Origin of the sequence: Neobacillus sp. 19, assembly GCF_049463095.1 — a bacterium.
In the GTDB taxonomy this organism is placed as follows: Bacteria; Bacillota; Bacilli; order Bacillales; family Cytobacillaceae; genus Neobacillus.
Genome location: NZ_JBMPZU010000058.1, coordinates 158,405 through 173,086, shown reverse-complemented (window position 1 = coordinate 173,086; position 14,682 = coordinate 158,405). Strand labels below are relative to the sequence as shown.

The window sequence follows — 14,682 nt, the reverse complement described above, 5'->3', positions numbered from 1 at the left end:
GTGGGAGAAGCAATAGTAATTACATCCGGTAAGGGCGGAGTAGGGAAAACCACGACTTCTGCTAATATTGGCACGTCTCTGGCCCTTCAAGGTAAAAAAGTATGCTTAGTAGATACGGACATCGGTCTTCGAAACTTGGATGTCGTTATGGGACTCGAAAATAGAATCATTTATGATCTTGTCGATGTAGTGGAAAAGCGGTGCAAAACCCATCAGGCATTGGTCAAGGACAAACGCTTTGACGGGTTATTATATTTGCTGCCAGCAGCACAAACGGTTGATAAATCAGCCGTTAAGCCCGAACAGATGAAGGAACTAATTAACGAATTAAAGCAAGACTATGATTATATTATTATTGATTGCCCCGCAGGTATTGAACAGGGCTTTCAGAATGCTTTGGCTGGGGCAGATAGGGCGATTATCGTTACAACACCAGAGGTCTCGGCTGTAAGAGACGCTGACCGGATTATCGGCCTGATTGAGAAACAACGAAATATGGAAGCGCCTAAATTAGTAGTCAACCGAATCCGCAATCATATGATGAAGAGCGGCGATATGCTTGATATTGATGAAATCACCCAGCATTTATCGATAGATCTTATTGGTATTGTTGCTGACGATGAAGAGGTGATTAAAGCCTCTAACCACGGGGAACCGATTGCCATGAATCCAAACAGCCGCGCGTCTATTGCCTACCGAAATATTGCACGCAGGATCCTTGGGGAATCTATCCCGCTTCAGCCGCTTGAAGAAGCAAACAAAGGCGTCTTTACAAAAATAAAGAAGTTTTTTGGAGTACGTTAATAGATTTGGCCTGGCCGCGTAAAAGTGGACAGGCTATTTTTATTCAGTCTCAATAAAATTTTGGATAAGCTGTGTGTGAAGTCATACTCTGCCATTCTCTTTCATAAACTTGTACAAAACAGCGGGAAAAGGGTTGATGGGTATGGCGCGGTCTACACCGGAAGAAATACGGCGGCGAATCGCCAAGAGGAAAAAAGAGCAGGGATCAACAACTAAAACACCGGATCGCCAAGTGGCTTGGCCAGGTGATGATGAAAAGTACGGTTACAATTATATTGGCCCAACAGACAACGGCAGTGGGGATGAGGTGCATCCATTATTTAAAAAGGAAGTGTTCTTTTTTAAAATATTGGCGTCAGTGCTCCTATTTTTAGTGGTTGCCATATTATTTCGCAATCAAGGGTCAACTTTTGAGCCGGTAAGGGACTTTGTTTCAAAGCAAATGGACAAGGATTTTCAGTTTGCCACTGTTTCAAACTGGTATGAAGACAAGTTCGGTAAACCATTAGCCTTGCTGCCATTTTCAGAAGACGATCAAGCCGGAAAAAAGGCAGTGGTCAAAGAGGAGAATTTTTCCGTTCCGGCGATGGGGAAAATCCTTGAAAACTTTGAGAAAAATGGTCAGGGTATCATGATTGAAACGACAAAAGGTGCCGCTGTTCAATCGATTGACGATGGGTTTGTAACTTTTGCGGGGATCAAAGACGACTTAGGCAAAACGGTCATTGTCCAGCATAGCGATGGATCGCAAACCTGGTATGGCAATTTAGAGGAAGTTAAGGTCAATAAATATGATCATATTGATAAAAGAACGGTCGTTGGCACGGTTTCCGCATCAACAGGTGAAGATAAGACTAAAGGTAAGTATTACTTTGCAATAAAAAAAGACGATTCATTCATCGATCCGATTCAGGTGATTCGCTTTGAATAGAGCTATTACTTTACTCCGGCATGTTCAAATCCATCCTTTGCTGTGGATTGTGATTGCTTTATCGATTGCTACCGGGTATTTCCTGGAAGTCTCTCTGCTGCTCGCGATTATTTTTATCCATGAAATGGGGCATGCTGCTGCAGCTTCTTTTTTTTCATGGCGAATAAAAAAAATTACTCTTCTTCCATTTGGCGGAGTGGCTGAAATGGATGAACACGGCAATCGTCCGTTAAAGGAAGAAACGATTGTCGTGCTCGCCGGGCCGCTCCAGCATGTGTGGATGGTCGCGGTCGCGTATGTCTTATTTTCGCTGCAGGTAATCCCTGAGGACTTATATCAATTATTTATCAGCTATAATGTCATGATTTTTATCTTCAACCTTTTTCCCGTTTGGCCGCTGGATGGCGGAAAACTGGTCTTTTTACTGCTATCATTAAAAAGTTCTTTTCCGAGTGCCCATCGTTTGACATTAATGATTTCGTTTTTCAGCCTCTTCTTGTTTTCAATCATCATTTTGCTGGCTGCACCCTCTAATATTAACGTATGGGTTGTGATTGCTTTCTTATTTTTCTCGCTCTATCATGAATGGAAGCAGCGGCGCTTTATCTTTATGAGATTTTTATTAGAGCGCTATTACGGGAAAAAATCCAGTCTTCAGGCATTGAAGCCGATCCAGGCTAATGAACAGGATTTACTCATTCATGTGTTAGAAAAATTTCAACGCGGCTGCAAGCATCCAATTATCGTTGAAGCTGGCGGCAAGGAAACAGGTACATTGGATGAGAACGAGCTCCTGCACGCTTACTTTACGGAAAAGCGGCTAACCGATAAAATCAGCGACCTTCTCTTTTTATATTAATGGCTGTGTTAAAGGTCACTGGTGGTTTTTTTAAACTGTTGATTGGAGCGGAAGGCACGAAGACTCCTGCGGGAGTACGGGGCAGGGGAGACCCCGCAGGAGCGAAGCGACGAGGAGGCTCCCCGTCACGCCCGCGGAAAGCGAAGTGCCTGGAGCGGAAATCAACAGCCAAGTTTAACACAGCCGTAAAAAAGGGTATAATACATGTATATATGAAAAGCGAGGACGCTAGGTTTGGAAACTTTAATTATCAATTACAATGCACGAGAGAAGCGATTTGCTTATTTGAAAAATAATCGCATAGAACAGATTGTATTTGACCGACCAGAACATCGCTCTCTGGTCGGTAATATTTATTTTGGGACGGTGACAAAGGTATTACCGGGGATGAATGCTGTTTTTATCGACATAGGTGAAGAAAAAAACGCCTATTTGCACCGTGACAGCCTCCCATCATACGTACTTGCTTCCGAAAAACATAAAAATGTTACTTCCTTCGTTCACCAAGGAGAAAAAATGTTCGTTCAGGTGGACAAGGATGCCACCGGCACGAAGGGGCCAAAAGTAACAGGAATTATTGAAATGGAAGGAAATCAGCTTATTTACATGCCTAAAGGGCGGTATGTGGCAGTTTCAAAAAAAATTGCTAATGAATCCAGACAAGCTGCACTTCGGCGCCTCGGCAGCCGCCTCACAACGGAGGAAGAGGGGATTATTTTTCGCACCTCTATCATCTCTTCTACAGACGAAGAAATCCAAGAAGAGCTGCAAACATTAAGACAACAATACCAAGAACTCGTCCAGACAACCCCGAAGAAGCCGGGACTGGTTTTTCAAAAAGATACTTTTATCGAAATGATCCTGGCCCAAATAAAAAAAATGAAAGCAGGAGAAGTGATTGTCGATGATGTAGCCATCAAAAAGATGCTTGAGCAGTACAACGCCAACCTGACGTACACCTATTACAACGGGAAAGAAAACATTTTTTCAGCCAATCAGGTGGAGCATGAAATTGATAAGGCCTTAAAACGGATTGTCTGGCTCGATCACGGTGCCTATCTTATTTTTGATCAAACAGAAGCCTTGACGATTATTGATGTAAATACAGGGAAATTTTCCGGTAAGTCCGATTATCTGGATACCGTTCTCAAAACCAATCAACTAGCTGCAAAGGAAATTATCAGACAGCTCAAACTCCGTGATATCGGCGGGATTGTCCTGATTGACTTTATTGATATGAAGCGCGAGCAGGACAAGCTGGCTGTTCTTGATACTGTCGAAACTGAATTAACCAGAGATGAAAAAAGAACAAAAATCATCGGCTTCACACCGCTCGGAATTCTGCAGCTGACTAGAAAAAGGACTAAAGTTACCATCTCGGAGGCACTACAAGTAAAATGTTCTGTCTGCGATGGCACGGGACGGATCCTTAGCACCGAAACCACTGCATTCAGACTTGAGCGAGAGCTTCTAGAGCACCGTCATGCTGATTTTGAAGCCATTCTTATTGAGACAACCGAAGAGGTAAAAGCAACCCTTCTAGGCGAAAATGAAGTCCATAGACAGGCATTAGAAGAATTGCTTCATTTAAAACTATACTTTTTAATCCAGCAAGCACCCAAGCCGTATTACATCATAAAACAATTTGGCGATGAACGGGATATCTCCCTAAAAGCTATTGACACTTTTCATTAAATTATGTTAGTATTCTAATGTTATGTTTGTAGCACCCGTGCTACAACCGCACAGAACAGGTAATAAGATTTCTGCAAAATTTGCGGGGACGCCTGGGGATGGCGAGTCTGAGTTTATAAGGAGGTGCAGTTCATGTACGCAATTATCGAAACTGGCGGTAAACAACTTAAAGTCGAAGAAGGCCAAGCAATCTACATTGAAAAATTAGATGTTGAAGCTGGTGAATCAGTTACTTTTGACAAGGTTCTTTTCGTTGGCGGTGAAACTGTAAAAGTTGGAAGCCCTGTTGTTGCAGGCGCTACTGTTACAGCTAAAGTTGAAAAACAAGGCCGTGCGAAGAAAATCGTTGTTTTCAAGTACAAAGCGAAGAAAAACAACCGTAAGAAACAAGGTCATCGTCAACCTTACACAAAAGTAGTCATCGAAAAAATCAACGCGTAAGGTGTTGGAAAATAGATGATTGGAATTACGATTAATCGTACTGACTCCGGAATGATTCAATCTTTCGAAATGAGCGGTCATGCTTTATTCGCTGACCGGGGGAAGGATATCGTTTGTGCAGGTGTTTCTGCTGTCTCCGTTGGGGCCATCAACGCATTGCACGAATTGACGGGTGTCACCCCAGACCTTGAACATCGAGCAGATGGGTTTCTCCGCTGCGTTGTCCCGGATGAACTTCCGAATGACATCCAAGGGAAAGTACAGCTGATCCTTGAGACAATGGTCGTTTCGTTACGGACGATTGAAGAAGAGTACGGAAAGCACATAAAGATTACCTTCAAAAAGCAGGAGGTGGAATAAATGTTATTAAAATTAGATCTTCAGTTGTTTGCATCTAAAAAGGGAGTAGGTTCTACAAAGAACGGACGTGACTCCATCGCAAAGCGCCTTGGTGCGAAGCGTGCAGACGGTCAGTTTGTAACTGGTGGTTCAATCCTTTACCGTCAACGCGGTACAAAGATTTATCCAGGTGAAAACGTAGGCCGCGGCGGAGATGACACTCTTTTTGCAAAGATCGACGGCGTTGTAAAATTCGAACGTTTAGGTCGTGACCGTAAAAAAGTGAGCGTATATCCAGCAGCTCAAGAAGCTTAATTGTCATTCATGAAAACTCTAACCTGTTTGGTTAGAGTTTTCTTTTTGCTAACGAAAGTACATCTTCCAACTAAACTAAACACTTCAGGAAACCTACTTCGTAAAAGCTTCTTTTCTCCTCGAATATAAAAATGCTTACTCATGTTTGTTTTTTTGATATACTATCAGAAACAGGATCCAACAATTAATGTGGGAGTGTACGTATGGGGAAAGAATGGGATATCGTCGAAGTGCTGCGGCACTCACGACATGATTGGTTAAATAAACTCCAGCTAATAAAGGGGAACTTGGATTTAAATCGCATCGACCGGGCAAAAGCAGTCATTGATGAAATTGTCATTGAAACGCAGCATGAAACAAAGCTTTCTAATTTACAGATGCCATTGTTAGCTGCTTTGTTATTAAAATCCAATTGGGAGAATCCTTCTTTTAAATTGGAATATGAGGTACTTCACGATTCAGAATCAATAAAAGTTGATGACGCTGGCATGACAAATTGGACAAATTCCTTTTTTTTATGTTTAAATCAGTCAATAGAGCAATTTCAAGAAAATCATTTATCGATTACAATTGAACCGCAATCAAATGGTGTTCGTTTCTTTTTTGATTTTAGCGGGATAATAATAAAACGGATACTCATTGAACAATTTCTTACCGACTCAACTGTGAATGTAGTGGTCAAGGAATTTACTGAAAATGAACTTGCACTTGAAGTTTTTATGCCAAGATGAAACCTTTTATGGTTTGATATGAATACATGTGCAAAACTGGAGGAATTAAATGTTTGTCGATCAGGTCAAAATTTATGTAAAAGGCGGCGACGGCGGTAACGGGATGGTCGCGTTTCGCCGAGAAAAATATGTTCCGAATGGCGGCCCTGCCGGCGGTGACGGCGGGAAGGGAGCCAGTGTCGTTTTTGAGGTGAACGAAGGACTAAGGACGTTAATGGATTTCCGTTATAAGCGCCATTTTAAAGCAGATCGTGGTGAGCATGGCATGTCCAAGGGCCAGCATGGCAGAGGCTCTAAGGATATGATTGTCAAGGTGCCGCCTGGAACGGTTGTTATGGATGCGGAAACGAATGAGGTTATTGCCGATTTAGTTGAGCACGGGCAGCAGGCTGTTATTGCCAAAGGCGGCCGCGGCGGCCGGGGAAATACGCGCTTTGCCACACCGTCAAATCCGGCACCGGAAATCGCTGAGAATGGCGAGCCAGGTCAAGAACGCGATGTAGTTCTTGAATTAAAACTGTTAGCTGATGTTGGACTTGTCGGTTTCCCTAGCGTAGGAAAATCTACATTATTATCGGTTGTATCCGCTGCAAAGCCAAAAATTGCGGAATACCATTTTACCACGATTGTTCCGAATCTTGGGATGGTGGAAACAGAAGACGGCAGAAGCTTTGTCATGGCCGATTTGCCGGGACTAATTGAAGGGGCTAGTGAAGGTGTCGGCCTGGGTCATCAATTTTTACGGCATATTGAACGGACAAGGGTAATCGTCCATGTAATTGATATGGCAGCGACTGAAGGCAGGGACCCATATGAAGATTATTTGACGATTAATCGTGAATTAAAAGAGTATAATCTTCGTTTGACCGAGCGCCCGCAAGTCATTGTCGCTAATAAAATGGATATGCCGGAAGCAGAAGAAAATCTGAAAAAGTTTAAAGAGCAGCTTGAAGAGGATTATCCAATCTTCCCTATTTCCGCTGTTTCTCGTAAAGGGCTGCGAGAGTTATTATTCGCTGTAGCTGATAAGTTAGAGGAAACACCGGAGTTCCCGCTTGAGCATGAAGAAGAAGAATCAAGTGTTAATCGTGTATTATATAAACATGAGGCAGATCCTGAAAACTTCACGATCACAAGAGACCCGGATGGCTCATTTGTCCTTTCAGGTGAAAAACTCGAAAGATTATTTAAAATGACAGACTTTTCCCGTGAAGAATCTGTTCGCCGTTTCTCCCGCCAGTTACGTGGACTTGGTGTCGATGATGCTTTGAGACAGCGCGGGGCAAAAGACGGGGATGTCGTGAAATTGCTGGAATTCGAATTTGAGTTTATAGAGTAGATAGTTTTTTTTGTAAGAGAACGAGGTAGAGGGATATGGCTAATTTTGATAAAAAATATTATTTGGTCCGTGAGGATGTTTTGCCCGAAGCGATGAAAAAAACAATCGATGTGAAGGACATGCTTGAAAGGGGCAAGGCAGAATCGATTGCAGATGCTGTTCAAAAGGTTGATTTGAGCAGAAGTGCCTATTATAAATACAGGGACACAGTCTTTCCTTTTTCGACCATTCAGAAGGAGAAAATTATTTCACTCTTCTTTCACTTGGAAGATCGCTCCGGGACATTGTCAAAATTGTTAAGTGTCGTTGCTGCATCTGGCTGTAACGTCTTAACGATACACCAAACCATCCCGCTGCAAGGCAGGGCAAATGTAACATTATCATTGCATACATCGAGTATGACAACAGAGCTCGATGATTTACTCGCAAACTTACGAAAATTAGAATTTGTCGAGAAGGTTGACGTGCTGGGTACGGGTGCATAGCGGACTTTTTGTCTGCTGGGCTGTGCTCAGCTTTCTTTTTAAAAGAATAAGACGAAAAATTTTGAAAAAGAAGTTTTAGTGCTGAACAAGCGCTTGCTCATTTATACAAGGAGTGGGGAAACAATGAAAGTAGGCTTTTTAGGACCAAAAGCAACATTTACAGAAATGGCAGTGAAAAATATTTTTCAGGGATACGATCTTGAGCCGTATCGCACCATCCCTGAAAGTATGGATGCCCTTGTCGCTAAAAAAGTAGATTTGGCCGTGGTTCCGGTTGAGAATGCCCTAGAAGGCTCAGTAAATATTACCCTGGATTATTTGACCCATGTTGTTCAAATTCCAATTGTGGGTGAGATAACACTGCCAATTAAACAGCATTTGATGGTTCATCCTGCAAATAAGGAAACATGGCGGGAGGCGGGCGTGGTATACAGCCATTCACATGCCATTGCCCAATGCCATAAGTTCCTCCATACCCATTTTAGCGGCGTGCCCATCGAGAGTGTGACCTCCACCGCGGCAGCAGCAAAGCTGGTAATGGAGCAGCCTGAATTAAAGTCAGCTGCGATTGCCAATGAATTAGCAGCAAAGGAGTACGGTTTGGCCATCGTCCAGAAAAATATTCATGATTTTGATTATAATCATACAAGCTTTTTCGTTCTATCAGAACAGAACTTGGATTTTGAGTCGATAAGCGGTTCATCTCATTACAAAACCACGCTTATGGTTACCCTGCCGTCGGATCAGGCCGGAGCCCTCCATCAGGTGTTATCTGCCTTTGCCTGGAGAAAGTTAAACATGTCAAAAATCGAATCCAGGCCGATGAAAACAGGGATTGGCAATTATTTTTTCATTATTGATATTGAAATGAAGCTTGATGAAGTATTGATTCCCGGAGCAATTGCGGAACTTGAAGCATTAGGCTGCGGTGTAAAGGTTTTAGGAAGTTACCCTTCTATCATAGTGGAGCTTGATTAAAAAAAGACCCGGTTCTCCGGGTCTTTTCATGATTCTAATAATATTCCTTCCGCCTTCAAGGCGGCTTCAGCTTTATCAAGCTGCTTTTCATTGGAGGCTGAAATGGTGTGCAGATGGAAGCCGCCGGTTAACTCAGATAATAATGAGGCCTTGGTCGTTTGCAGTCTCTTTAAGAATTGCTTTACTTCCTGGCGGTTAGAAACCATTATCGATGCAGTTAAATCGCCGTACACCGCATGTTCAATTTTTACATCTTTCACTAACACACCGTGATCTACCAATAAATTTAGTTCCATTTCGGTATCTTGTGGGGTGTGCCTGCAGGCAACAGTTCTTTCAAAAACAGGCAGGCTGGAGTTCTGTTTTAAATAGATATACCCTTGGCTAGTGGCAATAATCGGTTCATTTTTTGCCTTTAAAAGCGTAATATCCCCGACAATTACTTGTCTGCTGACATTGGTTTGCTCAGCTAATTCGCTGCCGGTAATAGGGAGACTGCTATCTTTTAACAATTGTAAAATAAACTTTCTCCTATCTTCCCCAAGAATCTTTTTCTGTTCCATATGTAAAAAACGCTCCTCACAGTAGGCATAATAGCCAATTTTACCATACTGACGTGAAAAATAAAACTTTCCCCCAGCTCCATCCAGAAGGTAATTTCCGTTATGACAAACATATTCTTCATAAAAATAGCATAAGTTTTTCTGAAGAATGTTAGCACTTTGCCCATTATCACATACACTATATGGACTTATGCCATAGGAGGGAAATCAGAGTGAAGATCCATATCGTACAGAAAGGGGATACTCTTTGGAAGATCGCCAAGAAGTACGGCGTGAATTTTGAAGAGCTGAAAAAGATGAATTCACAGCTCAGCAACCCTGATATGATTATGCCCGGTATGAAAATAAAAGTCCCAACCACTGGTGGAAATATAAAAAAAGAAGCACCAATGGGGGCACATAAACCGGAAAAAACAATCAATTTAGGAACAAAGAAAGAAATGCCGATTGCTGAGCATCCGTTTGCCAAAGAGAAGCCTATACCAGCACCAATCAAGGAAATGCCAATCAAGGAAGTACCAATTAAGGAAGTACCAATTAAGGAAGTACCTAAAAAAGAAGTGCCAATTGCCAAAGAACAGCCAATCATCAAAGAAGCGCCAAAAGTACCCTACACTCCTAAAATGCCTCTACAAGTAGTCCCGGAAATTGATATTAACAATTATTATATGTCAAACATGTCCAACATGACTGTACAGCCAAATCTGCCGCCGAAACCAGCAAATATTCTTCCTGAAGTAAAGGAAGTTCCGAAGAAGGAAATTCCTGTTCCGGTACAAGAAGCTCCAATTGAAGTGCCAATGCAAGAATATTGTGTCCCTTGCACACCTGTCATGCCAGGGCCGGGCTTTTGTCCGCCGTTTGGGGGAGGATTTCCGCCGCCAATGATGCCAATGCCGTATCCACAAGTCCAAGGAATGGCAATGGCGCCGCCCCAGGGAATGATTCATGGGATTCCAGGCGCTGCACCAGCTGTGGCCGGTGCCTCAGTCATGCCAGGGCAATTTTACCATGATGAATCGTCATCCTTTATGCCGCAAATGCCTGTAGTGAACCCGGCATACAATCCAGGGGGGGTGATGGGTGCCCAAAACCCAGGGTATCCGCCGCAGATGATGGATCCGGCCGCATATGGTCAAATGCCAGGAGGCTACGGAGAAATGCCAGCGGGATATGGTCAAGTGCCAATGGGCTACGGAGAAATGCCAGCAGGATCCGGTCAAATGCCAGCAGGTTATGGTCAAGTGCCAATGAGCTACGGAGAAATGCCAGCAGGATCCGGTCAGATGCCAGCGGGTTACGGCCAAATGCCGACGGGCTATGGAGAAATGCCAGGCGGCTATGGCCAAATGCCAATGGGCTATGGAGAAATGCCAGCGGGTTATCCAACAGGGTATCAAACAGGTGCCCCTGCAGGATACCCGCTGACAGGTCCGGCAACCGGTGGCTTTCCAGCACAAAATCCGGGAGAATTTGCACAAACTGCACAAGTAATGCCTGGATCGATGTATGGAGCTCCGGGAATGGCAAGTCCTTACGGTATGGAACCGTCGGGTCAAATGCCTTACGGATATCCACAAATGGGCGGTCCAGTACCGCAAGTTATGGGTGTCCATGGTTTTGAATCATCAGACATGGCTGCACCTGCTTTAGGCAGTCAAATGCCATTTATGCAAGGGTATCCATCCCAGGGGCTGCCTGTAGGAACAGGTGGCATGGGAGATTGCGGCTGTGGACCTGCACCTGTAATGGGGACCATGCAGCCGGCAGCAGCTGCTCCGAATGCTTTGCCGACAAACTTTGTCCCGCCGACACCGCCAATTTACAGTGCACCCTATACGGGACCTGTCAATGTTGCCCAGCCGCCATATATGAATCCTTATGGAATGGGCCCCGTTGGAACAAATCCGTACGGTATGCCAGGGTACCGAGATGAAAGCAATTAATACGTCAATAAACAATACAGGGGACGATGATAATTTTGATCGTCTCCTCTCTTATTTTCAGTCGCAATTTTTCGAAAAAATTATTCAGTTTGTACCGATTCGAAAATCTGTCTTTTTAGTAAAAACCGATAAACATACTTACATTTTAAAAGGGTATAATACAAACAGCAGACTTAGGCTACAAGAAGCCTTTACAGCGACACTTAGAAAAGAAGGCTTTCATAAAACGTATTTATTTCTAGTGCCCCCCGCGAAAGAACAGCTTTTTATTGATGGGAAATATTTTGGATGTATCGAGTATATTAACCCAAATAAAACGGCTTTCACCTATCAAACACAAAAAAATAGGCTAGAAGGGATTGAACTCCTAGAACAATTTCACCAGACTACAGCGGCGTTTGAGAGCCGCTATCGGAGAATAATCCCTAAAGGTCACTTGCTGGAAAAATGGACGGAGAGGCTCCAGCTTTTTTTAAATAATTTTTCCTTTCTAAAATATTTTATGAATGACCCATTTCTCTCAGAAATAGCAGCATGGGGCAATTGGGCGCTAATTGGAATGGAAAAGCATCGCAGCTATTTTCAAAAGGAGCCTTATGTCATCCTTCATGGGGATGTCGCTCATCATAATTTTATACGCGATAAGAACGGAAGGTTACATCTCATTGATTTTGATTTAATCAGTGTCGGCCCGCCAGCACTGGATTATTTACAATATGCCAATCGGATTCTGCCCTATATCGATTGGTCATTTGATAAGCTTGGAAGTTTCCCGCAATTACAAAAATACCTGCGTGATGAGGCCTTTTTATACGCATTAGCTTATCCTGCCGATATTTTTCGTGAATGGAACCGCTTGATTCGTGAGAAATTGTATACTGATCCTGTAAAACTCAGGCAGGTGATGGATTTATCCATCAGCCAATTTTACACAAGGAAAAAATTCGTTGACCGTTTACAGGAAATAGTGAAATGATTTTTGGATAACTTTTTGCTCATGGCAGGTTGGTCATTTGTTCCAAAGAAGTCTGGCGAATGAAATCCCCTTGAAAACAGCACCCTATTAATGAGCATGTCAATATGCTCAGACAAGTTTCGAGGGGGTTTTTCGCTTGAACAAGAAACAGTGGATGATTCCTCTTTCCGCCTTCTTACTGATAGGTGCGGCGGGATGTGCAAGTGATCAAAATCGTGCAGGTGTGAATGAAAATAATCCTGTTCGGCCGATAGGATATTATTCCAATGAAAACCACCCAAATAATACTAACACGTTAGTAAGGGATAACGATGGTGCTATAACTGATATGATGGACCACACTTTAGGGGAAGAAGATCTTGCGGTTAACGAGCAAAAAAGAAGACAGCTGCAAACAAAAGATGAAAATGGACATCCGAAAAATCCAACAACCCCGTTAGCCAAAAAAGATCGAAACTTTTTCCAGCGTGATAATCGTTTTAGTACAAGCGATATGAATTATCACGGTCATTTAAGTACTAATATGGGAAACACCGGGGTTGCAACAAATCCGGACTTCCAGGATAATTTCTCCAATAAAATTAGAAACAAAGTAGCCGCGATCGATAATGTTCGGGATGTAAGGTCTGTAGCGTATGGAAATACAGTTATTGTATCGGTAAAGTTACATGACAACGATAAAACAGCAGCTACAAAAAGAGCAATTAAAAATGCGGTGAAACCATACACGATGGGGCGTCCGGTAACTGTCATTACCGATGAGGGAACACTTGGACGCGACCGCAACATTCATAATGATATTCAGCGCAACAAGGGTGGAAGATAGTTATCAAAGGGATGAAGCACATAAGCTTTGTCCCTTTTTAAATTCATTTTCTAAAAAGGATATTAAAGGCAAAAAAAGGCTAAACTAGGACTGAAGAGATTGTTCAATTTTTAACTAATAAGAGGTGAGGAACATGAGGGTCAATGGGATAGCAAGATATCGGGTTGCGTTTGCCGCAGTTACTGTTATTCTCTTCATGTTTATTTGTAGTGTTCCTAGGATGGTACCGACCGGCTTTGCTGCACAACCGGATCATCATCAAACACAGCCAGATCAGCAGCCGCTAAACATTACGGTTATTTTAGAAAGAATCTATCTTGATGGGGAAATAAGTCAGGAGGTTGTAAATGAAACATGCTGGTCAATGGAAAATTTTTGGGCAAAATATGACCAGTGGCAGCTAACCGACATTGATGATTCGACGTATGTATTTCGAAAACAAGTGGATGATATATCACCGCTATTAAAAGCTAATGGATTTTTTGGTGTTACTGAGGAAGGAATATTGACCATTTTTAATGGTAGACCAGGTCAGTCACGAATCATTCAATCATTTTTTCAAATAGATATTAAGAAGCTTGAGAGTAAAATACAAGAAGAGTTGTATCAAGGGATTCCGATAAAATCGAAGGACCATTATGTCGAGGTTCTAGAGACGTTTAAGCCTTATTCCGTAAAAGAAGAATAGAAACATTGCCAAGACAGACTGATTAAACCAAATCAGCCTGTTTTTTTTGATTTTTTAGACAATATGATTTTCTTCAACTCCTATCTATAGTTATGTTAAAATGTAAGACAGCATGAATTCACTTCAGTGAGTTCAACTAGGGAGAGAATAGGATTGTATGAATTTATAAAAGGAACCGTCAATTTTGTCGGACCGGAATATATTGTCATAGAAAATAATGGAATTGGCTACCAAATTGCAACACCTAATCCGTTTATTTATGCCATAAAAATGGAAACAATGATAACGGTCTATACCTTTCATTACGTACGCGAAGATATTATGGCCCTTTATGGTTTTGAAACAAGAGAAGAGAAAAAACTATTTACAAAACTATTAAATGTATCGGGCATCGGTCCAAAAGGGGCCCTTGCGATCCTTGCTTCTGGTGAGGTACAGCAGGTGGTTACGGCGATTGAAAATGAGGATGAAAGTTTCCTTATTAAATTTCCGGGAGTCGGGAAAAAAACAGCCCGGCAAATGATACTTGACTTAAAGGGAAAATTGCAGGATATTGTCCCAGATTACTTCCCGAACCTGTTCAATGCCGATCAATTTCCACCGCAAACACAAGCAAGTGATTTGGCTTTTGACGAGGCCATTCTTGCCCTGAAAGCCCTTGGCTATTCAGAAAAAGAAATTAAAAAGATTTCACCTGAGCTAAGAAAAGAACAGCTGACAACCGATCAATACATTAAGAATGCACTAAAGCGGCTTTTAAAATAGG

The 14,682-nt window shown here is 42.5% G+C and carries 17 protein-coding genes and 1 other annotated feature; of the genes, 16 read left to right on the top strand and 1 reads right to left on the bottom strand.

Translation table 11 applies throughout. From position 1 onward, the window contains the following. From minD to pheA, 11 genes are all read left to right on the top strand, one after another. Complete coding sequence (minD, locus tag ACO1D1_RS18605) at positions 1-804, top strand: septum site-determining protein MinD (RefSeq protein ID WP_423336666.1); 804 nt, start codon at positions 1-3, stop codon at positions 802-804. Between the two features lie 142 nt (positions 805-946). Beyond that, positions 947-1,735 (top strand): peptidoglycan DD-metalloendopeptidase family protein, encoded by a 789-nt coding sequence (locus tag ACO1D1_RS18600; protein ID WP_423336665.1) that lies wholly within the window; start codon positions 947-949, stop codon positions 1,733-1,735. Further along, positions 1,728-2,594 carry a M50 family metallopeptidase gene (locus ACO1D1_RS18595; RefSeq protein WP_149871130.1) on the top strand — a complete coding sequence of 289 codons (867 nt, stop codon included), beginning with the start codon at positions 1,728-1,730 and terminating at the stop codon, positions 2,592-2,594. Before ACO1D1_RS18600 ends, ACO1D1_RS18595 begins: the two co-directional genes overlap by 8 nt. 234 nt (positions 2,595-2,828) lie before the next feature. After that, the gene (locus ACO1D1_RS18590; RefSeq protein WP_423336664.1) at positions 2,829-4,289 is read left to right on the top strand and encodes an Rne/Rng family ribonuclease; all 1,461 of its coding nucleotides are present in this window, start codon (positions 2,829-2,831) and stop codon (positions 4,287-4,289) included. Between the two features lie 34 nt (positions 4,290-4,323). Beyond that, positions 4,324-4,408 (top strand) — a sequence feature (ribosomal protein L21 leader region). Positions 4,409-4,421: 13 nt separating this feature from the next. Next, positions 4,422-4,730: a 50S ribosomal protein L21 gene (gene rplU / locus ACO1D1_RS18585; protein WP_149871128.1), complete on the top strand. Its 309-nt coding sequence runs from the start codon at positions 4,422-4,424 to the stop codon at positions 4,728-4,730. A gap of 15 nt (positions 4,731-4,745) precedes the next feature. Then, positions 4,746-5,090: a ribosomal-processing cysteine protease Prp gene (locus ACO1D1_RS18580; RefSeq protein ID WP_423336663.1), complete on the top strand. Its 345-nt coding sequence runs from the start codon at positions 4,746-4,748 to the stop codon at positions 5,088-5,090. After that, a complete protein-coding gene (rpmA, locus tag ACO1D1_RS18575; protein WP_423336662.1) occupies positions 5,091-5,384 on the top strand; it encodes a 50S ribosomal protein L27 in 294 nt (97 codons plus the stop codon). Between the two features lie 203 nt (positions 5,385-5,587). Beyond that, on the top strand, positions 5,588-6,115 hold the full coding sequence (locus ACO1D1_RS18570; protein WP_423336661.1) for a Spo0B C-terminal domain-containing protein: 528 nt from the start codon (positions 5,588-5,590) through the stop codon (positions 6,113-6,115). Between the two features lie 49 nt (positions 6,116-6,164). After that, a complete protein-coding gene (gene obgE, locus ACO1D1_RS18565) occupies positions 6,165-7,454 on the top strand; it encodes a GTPase ObgE (RefSeq protein ID WP_423336660.1) in 1,290 nt (429 codons plus the stop codon). A 35-nt stretch (positions 7,455-7,489) separates the two neighbouring features. Next, positions 7,490-7,939 (top strand): ACT domain-containing protein, encoded by a 450-nt coding sequence (locus ACO1D1_RS18560; protein WP_149871123.1) that lies wholly within the window; start codon positions 7,490-7,492, stop codon positions 7,937-7,939. Positions 7,940-8,062: 123 nt separating this feature from the next. After that, positions 8,063-8,917: a prephenate dehydratase gene (gene pheA / locus ACO1D1_RS18555; protein ID WP_423336659.1), complete on the top strand. Its 855-nt coding sequence runs from the start codon at positions 8,063-8,065 to the stop codon at positions 8,915-8,917. A 26-nt stretch (positions 8,918-8,943) separates the two neighbouring features. Here the strand turns inward: pheA and ACO1D1_RS18550 are convergent, their stop codons facing one another. Then, positions 8,944-9,480: a transcription repressor NadR gene (locus ACO1D1_RS18550; RefSeq protein WP_149871121.1), complete on the bottom strand. Its 537-nt coding sequence runs from the start codon at positions 9,478-9,480 to the stop codon at positions 8,944-8,946. A gap of 212 nt (positions 9,481-9,692) precedes the next feature. On the opposite strand from ACO1D1_RS18550, the gene safA reads away from it, so the two are divergent. From safA to ruvA, 5 genes are all read left to right on the top strand, one after another. After that, entirely contained in the window at positions 9,693-11,426 is a 1,734-nt protein-coding gene (safA, locus tag ACO1D1_RS18545; RefSeq protein WP_423336658.1) for a SafA/ExsA family spore coat assembly protein, read from the top strand. Beyond that, complete coding sequence (locus ACO1D1_RS18540; RefSeq protein WP_149872761.1) at positions 11,413-12,402, top strand: aminoglycoside phosphotransferase family protein; 990 nt, start codon at positions 11,413-11,415, stop codon at positions 12,400-12,402. Before safA ends, ACO1D1_RS18540 begins: the two co-directional genes overlap by 14 nt. Positions 12,403-12,538: 136 nt before the next feature. Beyond that, on the top strand, positions 12,539-13,228 hold the full coding sequence (locus ACO1D1_RS18535; RefSeq protein ID WP_149871119.1) for a YhcN/YlaJ family sporulation lipoprotein: 690 nt from the start codon (positions 12,539-12,541) through the stop codon (positions 13,226-13,228). A 133-nt stretch (positions 13,229-13,361) separates the two neighbouring features. Next, positions 13,362-13,916: a BofC C-terminal domain-containing protein gene (locus tag ACO1D1_RS18530; RefSeq protein ID WP_423336657.1), complete on the top strand. Its 555-nt coding sequence runs from the start codon at positions 13,362-13,364 to the stop codon at positions 13,914-13,916. 153 nt (positions 13,917-14,069) lie between these two features. Then, a complete protein-coding gene (gene ruvA / locus ACO1D1_RS18525; RefSeq protein WP_149871117.1) occupies positions 14,070-14,681 on the top strand; it encodes a Holliday junction branch migration protein RuvA in 612 nt (203 codons plus the stop codon). Position 14,682: the final 1 nt, after the last annotated feature.

Coding starts and splice junctions, on each gene's coding strand:
- ACO1D1_RS18600 (WP_423336665.1), top strand. CDS start 947: ATGGCGCGGTCTACACCGGAAGAAATACGGCGGCGAATCGCCAAGAGG.
- rplU (WP_149871128.1), top strand. CDS start 4,422: ATGTACGCAATTATCGAAACTGGCGGTAAACAACTTAAAGTCGAAGAA.
- ACO1D1_RS18580 (WP_423336663.1), top strand. CDS start 4,746: ATGATTGGAATTACGATTAATCGTACTGACTCCGGAATGATTCAATCT.
- rpmA (WP_423336662.1), top strand. CDS start 5,091: ATGTTATTAAAATTAGATCTTCAGTTGTTTGCATCTAAAAAGGGAGTA.
- ACO1D1_RS18570 (WP_423336661.1), top strand. CDS start 5,588: ATGGGGAAAGAATGGGATATCGTCGAAGTGCTGCGGCACTCACGACAT.
- obgE (WP_423336660.1), top strand. CDS start 6,165: ATGTTTGTCGATCAGGTCAAAATTTATGTAAAAGGCGGCGACGGCGGT.
- ACO1D1_RS18560 (WP_149871123.1), top strand. CDS start 7,490: ATGGCTAATTTTGATAAAAAATATTATTTGGTCCGTGAGGATGTTTTG.
- pheA (WP_423336659.1), top strand. CDS start 8,063: ATGAAAGTAGGCTTTTTAGGACCAAAAGCAACATTTACAGAAATGGCA.
- ACO1D1_RS18550 (WP_149871121.1), bottom strand. CDS start 9,480: ATGGAACAGAAAAAGATTCTTGGGGAAGATAGGAGAAAGTTTATTTTA.
- ACO1D1_RS18540 (WP_149872761.1), top strand. CDS start 11,413: ATGAAAGCAATTAATACGTCAATAAACAATACAGGGGACGATGATAAT.
- ACO1D1_RS18530 (WP_423336657.1), top strand. CDS start 13,362: ATGAGGGTCAATGGGATAGCAAGATATCGGGTTGCGTTTGCCGCAGTT.